At 56.0% G+C, this 5,214-nt stretch carries 3 protein-coding genes and 1 pseudogene; 1 reads left to right on the forward strand and 3 read right to left on the reverse strand.

What is annotated here, in order from left to right; all coding sequences use genetic code 11:
• Positions 1 to 86: 86 nt before the first annotated feature.
• On the reverse strand, positions 87 to 791 hold the full coding sequence (locus EOA85_RS26845; protein ID WP_127211779.1) for a hypothetical protein: 705 nt from the start codon (positions 789 to 791) through the stop codon (positions 87 to 89).
• Between the two features lie 466 nt (positions 792 to 1,257).
• On the opposite strand from EOA85_RS26845, the gene EOA85_RS26850 reads away from it, so the two are divergent.
• A complete protein-coding gene (locus EOA85_RS26850) occupies positions 1,258 to 2,301 on the forward strand; it encodes a hypothetical protein (RefSeq protein ID WP_127211780.1) in 1,044 nt (347 codons plus the stop codon).
• Between the two features lie 17 nt (positions 2,302 to 2,318).
• On the opposite strand, the pseudogene EOA85_RS26855 reads toward EOA85_RS26850, so the two are convergent.
• Both EOA85_RS26855 and EOA85_RS26860 read right to left on the reverse strand, forming a co-directional pair.
• Positions 2,319 to 3,290: pseudogene (locus EOA85_RS26855) on the reverse strand (IS1595 family transposase).
• 301 nt (positions 3,291 to 3,591) lie between these two features.
• Positions 3,592 to 4,452: an ATP-dependent DNA ligase gene (locus EOA85_RS26860; RefSeq protein WP_127211781.1), complete on the reverse strand. Its 861-nt coding sequence runs from the start codon at positions 4,450 to 4,452 to the stop codon at positions 3,592 to 3,594.
• Between the last annotated feature and the right edge of the window lie 762 nt (positions 4,453 to 5,214).

Consider the following 5,214-nt stretch of genomic DNA (forward strand, 5'->3'; position numbering starts at 1 on the left):
AATTATATACGTGACAAAGCATGAGCGATCAGATAAAAACGTCGGGACAGGCCGGCACTGAAAAAATGGAACGCTTGAAGACGGAGCTAGCTGAAAAGGTTGCCCTCTGGGAGTGCAGCGGAGTACTTGCGAAGGAGTTCGCGGACGAGCTTATCAGCCTCGTCTTTCGGCATTATCCCCACGGTCTGGACGCCGAAGAAAAATAGATTAAGCGAAAGTGCCGACGCTCGCCCGGCCAACTTCTCAATTTGCTTGACCGTGAATTTTCGCGTGTCCTGTCTGTGTTCCTTACCGTGAATGATCTTTGAGATAGGGAAAGACGTTGCGTCGGCTCGGAGGTCAATCGAGCCATGGATGCACCAATGGCGCTGCTCCGCGATCTGCCAAGCCTCCTCAAGCAATTCGGTCAGTTGGGGAAGATGCTCGGCTAGATCGGGGTGGTTGGCGAAAGCCTTCTTAAGGTATGGCGGCTTTCCCTTGAATGAGATTGGGGGAACTGGCGCAACTTGGTTGCCTTCGTATCGCTCGTGCACATATCTTATGACGAAATCCATCGCGTATTCGGCTGACGCCCAACAGACAGTCAGAAGGCCGATTGCTGCAAACGTGTTTCGCCTATCCTCTGGTAGATTGGCTAATCCCGAAAAAGAGACCGACGAAAAGCGCTTCAACGAGACGCTTAAGCGGATGCTGAAGACGCCGCCGAAGCACCATGATTCGACCGCCCAAAAGAAACCTGAAATCAATAGTAATAGCAAAAAGCAGCGGGATAATTCGGCAAACGATTGCAAATCCTAACTGCTCAGGTGATAAGTCCCCAGTGTCCGGGGGAAGCCTGACAGTGCCGTTTATACCTAAAGAACAATTGCCGGATGACGGCACGTGCCCACCTCCTGCCGCAGTCGAAATGACAGGGCGGTTTATCAGGCTGGTTACCGGGCCAGAAATAGACGAGATGTTTTGCCACTCTCACAACGCTCTGGGGTTGCCTCTGCGTAAAAAGGCAGACCCGTGTATTTGGGCGGCATGTTCTCTAATCATCTACGATGAAAACTGGGGGGATGGGCCTCTAGCTCGCGTGCGCGATTTTGCGCAAAGCGTTGGCTTGCTCAGACACAAGACTTTTGGGGCGATCATTGATATAACCCCGGAGTCTGGCGTTGGACACCGTGGGACGGAGGAGTCGCCTCACGTGAGCTTTTGGATGGCAGCGGGTTTTGATCCGGTGGGGGCGATTGTTGAAGTGGTGAGCCTGCTATGAAGGCTCGCAACAAAAGACATGCGTCTTACGTCCAGACCTTGGTTTACTATGACGGCCCCGTCCTCGCGCTCTTGCAGGATCGCAAGGGCAATAATGTTGTCGCCTTTGCCGTCCCAGATGGGATTGAAGGGTTTGACGAGCCGTTTATAGCAAAGTCCACAAGCCCCAAGCTTCTCTCAGACTATCTTCGGCAGAGGATCGATCTAAGCTACCTAATGCGAGAGCGGCGGGGCGGTGAGCCTTATCTGTTTGATTGGGCAAAGTTCGAAGATGAAGTCCAGCTCGTTCCCGCCGAAACGGTGGTCGAGGATGTGGCTGACCTTTTGCCATCCCCCGGCTTTTTTGCTCGAAACCACACTGAGCAATTCAAAGGCATAAAGCTTTCGCCGCTGGCGAGCCATACTTACAGGATCGATGGCAGATGGTCCGCGAACGACTTCTCCCGGTTTTATGCCAAGCTTGATGACCTATACAGCCTGTTCTCGTATCTAGATGAAGTCAGGGATGCTACTGGGCCGCTCGCCCAAAAGCTGGTCGAAAAAATTGCGAAGTACCCATGGCAGCGTGGCGGAAGCTATCTGGGGTTTTTTAGGGATATCGCGGCAGACTCCAAAGAGGATTATCCGTTGCAGGTGTCGAAGATAAAATATGCCTCGCCGGGCGTCATTGAGGTCAAGGGAGTTAATAGCTCTCTTTTGCAGATTGACGCACTAGTTGGTATATTCGATTCAAGCAAATCTGACCTTTCAAGCCTTTACCGAGAACTGCATGGGATCTTAGACCGAGATGGCGTTTTGGGCACAGACGCCAAGGAATTCTCTAACAAAGTCACGGAGAGAATGGCTGAGGACAGGGCCGACAGGCTCTTGGAGGGCCTCAACGTTACCAATCCAGGCGCGGTGAAAGGCGCCTGCCAACATCATCTTGTGCCATATTCGAAGATAGCATTGGCTATTTATCGTCGCGGTGAGGAATTCCATCGCTTTCACGCTGAAGGCCGGATGCGCCTTCCCTCAGAAGTTTCTTCCTCAGGGCGATAAGTTTTCGCGCCTTCTGCTTAGGCGAGACCGGCTTCACCAATCCGCCGATAGGTAAGGCGCTTGCCTTCGATCTTGGCGAGCAACTGGTCGTGGCGTTCGGTGTCGGTGATCTTGAGTACGGTGCGGCGATTATAGCGGAAGTCGAACTCGGCAAGGTAGCGGTGCAAATGGGCCTCGCCGCAATGCTGATAGACACCGACCATGCCGCGCTTGAAGACCGAGAACACGCTTTCGATTGTGTTCGAATGGATCGACGCGCCATCCTCGTAGCGGACGTATTCGCCAGCGGAATGATTGGTCGTCTTGTGTGAGGCGTATTCTTCGCCAGTGACTGTGTAGAGCTTGGACTGGTCGGTGTAGAGCGTCGAGTTGCGGTCGGCATTGCGGACTAGGATATCGCGCACAACGGCCTTGGTGGCGTGCTGGACGTGAACCATGCGGGCTTTGCCGCCGCGCTCGACAAGGCCGATAACGGTACGCTTCGGCTTCATCTTGCGCTTCAAGCGCGGCTGGCCCTTGCGCTACGGCGAAAGGTAATCGCGGTCGACGCGTCCAATGTAGGTTTCGTCGGCCTCGACAGTCTTGCCTTCGCCGCCAAGCGGGCCGCTGGACTTCACGTCTTCGGCCATCGCCTCACGAATGCGGTGAGCCATGAACCACGCGGTCTTGTAGGTGACGCCGAGCATACGGTGCAGCTGGTGAGCGCTCATGCCTTTCTTGGACGAAGCCATAAGGAACGTCGCCAGAAGCCACTTGTTCAAGGCGATCTTGGAACGCTCGAACACGGTGCCGACAGTCACGGTGAACTGTTCACGGCATTCCATGCAGTTGTACAGGCCGGGACGGTGAGCCTTGCCTACCATCTTGGTAATGCGATCCGCGCGAGCATTGCCGCAATGCGGGCAGTTCGGGCCATGCCGCCAGCGCTGCGCCTCAAGGTGGATGCGGGCGGCTTCGGCGTCTTGGAAGATTGCGCTGTCGAGTTTCATGGCTAGGTGCTCCCTGCCATCTTTCTAGCAGAGTGGCCGTACTTTGTCACGTATATAATTAGGAATATAATCCTGATGCCTATGTGAAACGCAAGCGGGTCTGTTACCTAAAGCCAACCATTTCGACCGGCTATGTACATCCACGCACCAGAAATGAAGGTTGCGGCGCCCAAAATAGCGCCGAGATAGAGCCGGCCTTCGCGGGACGGACCGGCGCCTAAATAGAAGGCCGTTGCGAGGAGCAACAAGCCAACGCACATGATGCCGATCCCAATTCTCCGCATGTAGCCCTCAGCCACCTTTATTCTTCTCGGAAATCCTGCAGCGAAGCATGCCGCAAATTCTCCTCGCCGCGTAGATGCTTCACGCGGCCGATCAGCCCCGGCTTGACCCACTGCGTTGCCGGCCGTTTTGGCATGTCCTTGGGCGGTGGCCCGGCGTGTTCCTGCACTCGTTTCCAAAGCCGTTCGCGCATCTCGCGATTGACGCTCACGAAGGCACTGCCGACATATTTCCGGGTGCCTGGGTCAGCCATCAGAGCAAACGCGGGCTTGCCCCTCTCGCGTTCGACGCCGAGAAGTTCAAATTCGCTTTCGGTGAAGGATTTTGTCTTCAGCCAATTGGTGGTCGGGCCACTGCGGTATTTGCTGTCTCGACGCTTCGATACCATCCCTTCGAGGCCCGCCGCGTCGATCAGATGATAGATCGCATTAGCCTCGCCCGGCATCGTCTCACTGAACTGGATGCGGCTGTCAGACCCAATAAGGCCGGCCAGGACTTCCCGCCTGTCCTCCAGCACCATGTCGCGCAAGTCCTGACCGTTGAGATGCAGCAGATCGAACGCGACGAAATAGAGGTCGTGCTGGCGTCTGGTGATTGCCTTGCGCAGCGCGGCAAAATCCGAAACGCCAGCCTCATTCACGACGACGACTTCGCCATCGATGATGGCACTCTCGACGCCCAGCGTTCGGGCCGACGCAGCTAGGTCGCGGTATTTGGAGGTCCAGTCGAGTCCGCGGCGGGTGAAAATCCGCGCACCGCCGGCATCGATGATGATCTGGGAGCGGTAGCCGTCGAATTTGGCTTCATGCATCCAGTCATCGCCCTGGGGCGGCTTGGCAACCAAGGTAGGCATCATCGGCGGGACAAACTTCAAACGCATGCATCGACTCGCAAAACCGCGATTCAATTAGCACGCGCTTAATTAGTTCCGATTTTAACGAAACGTTGACCGCGCTGTCCTATTCTGGGACAGCGCGGTTAACCCCAAGGGCTGCGCAGGCGGCTCCGGCAATTCAGCACCCCGCCTCACTGCCGGAGCCGCTTCCACACTCCTCTAGAATACCAGCAACGGTTGAATCAACTGTTACCGCACGTGCTTTCCAGTGCGCTTTCCCAGTCGTTAAACTTTGATGGAACAGGGCCTCGCCTTCACGGGTTTGACGCTGAGAAAAGTCGATCTCAGCGAGGAAGCATGGCCAAGATAACATCTGCAACGCCTGGGCCGCGCTCAAGCTGGTTCGCATGGCCATTGAACAGACATGCCCTGCCGGCGTGCTGCCGAGCGAAGAAGCCGTCCTGCTACTTTATGGGCCAGAGCCGGTGCACGAGGGCGAAGCCCTCGCGAAGGCAATCATTGAGACCGTCGGAAGGCTAAACCGGTAACGGCTATGGAGAGAAAGCCCGCGCCTCTGGCGGAGAGCGCGGGCCCCCGATCGGGTTGCGTCCCGATCTGCAGGGGCAGCGGGGGGCATGCCCACTGGTCACAGACAATTTTTAGAAATCGCTAAAGTTCCGGCAAGAGGCTGTTACTGCGGGCGCAATAAGACAGGCGCGATCTCACTCCTCCTTCTCCGGCTTGAACCGCCTCACCACCACCTCGAACACGATATCCGAAATCCACATCGCCGAGACGCCGATGAGG

It is taken from the genome of Mesorhizobium sp. M5C.F.Ca.IN.020.29.1.1, from assembly GCF_003997375.1.
GTDB classification, from domain to species: domain Bacteria; phylum Pseudomonadota; class Alphaproteobacteria; order Rhizobiales; family Rhizobiaceae; genus Mesorhizobium; species Mesorhizobium wenxiniae.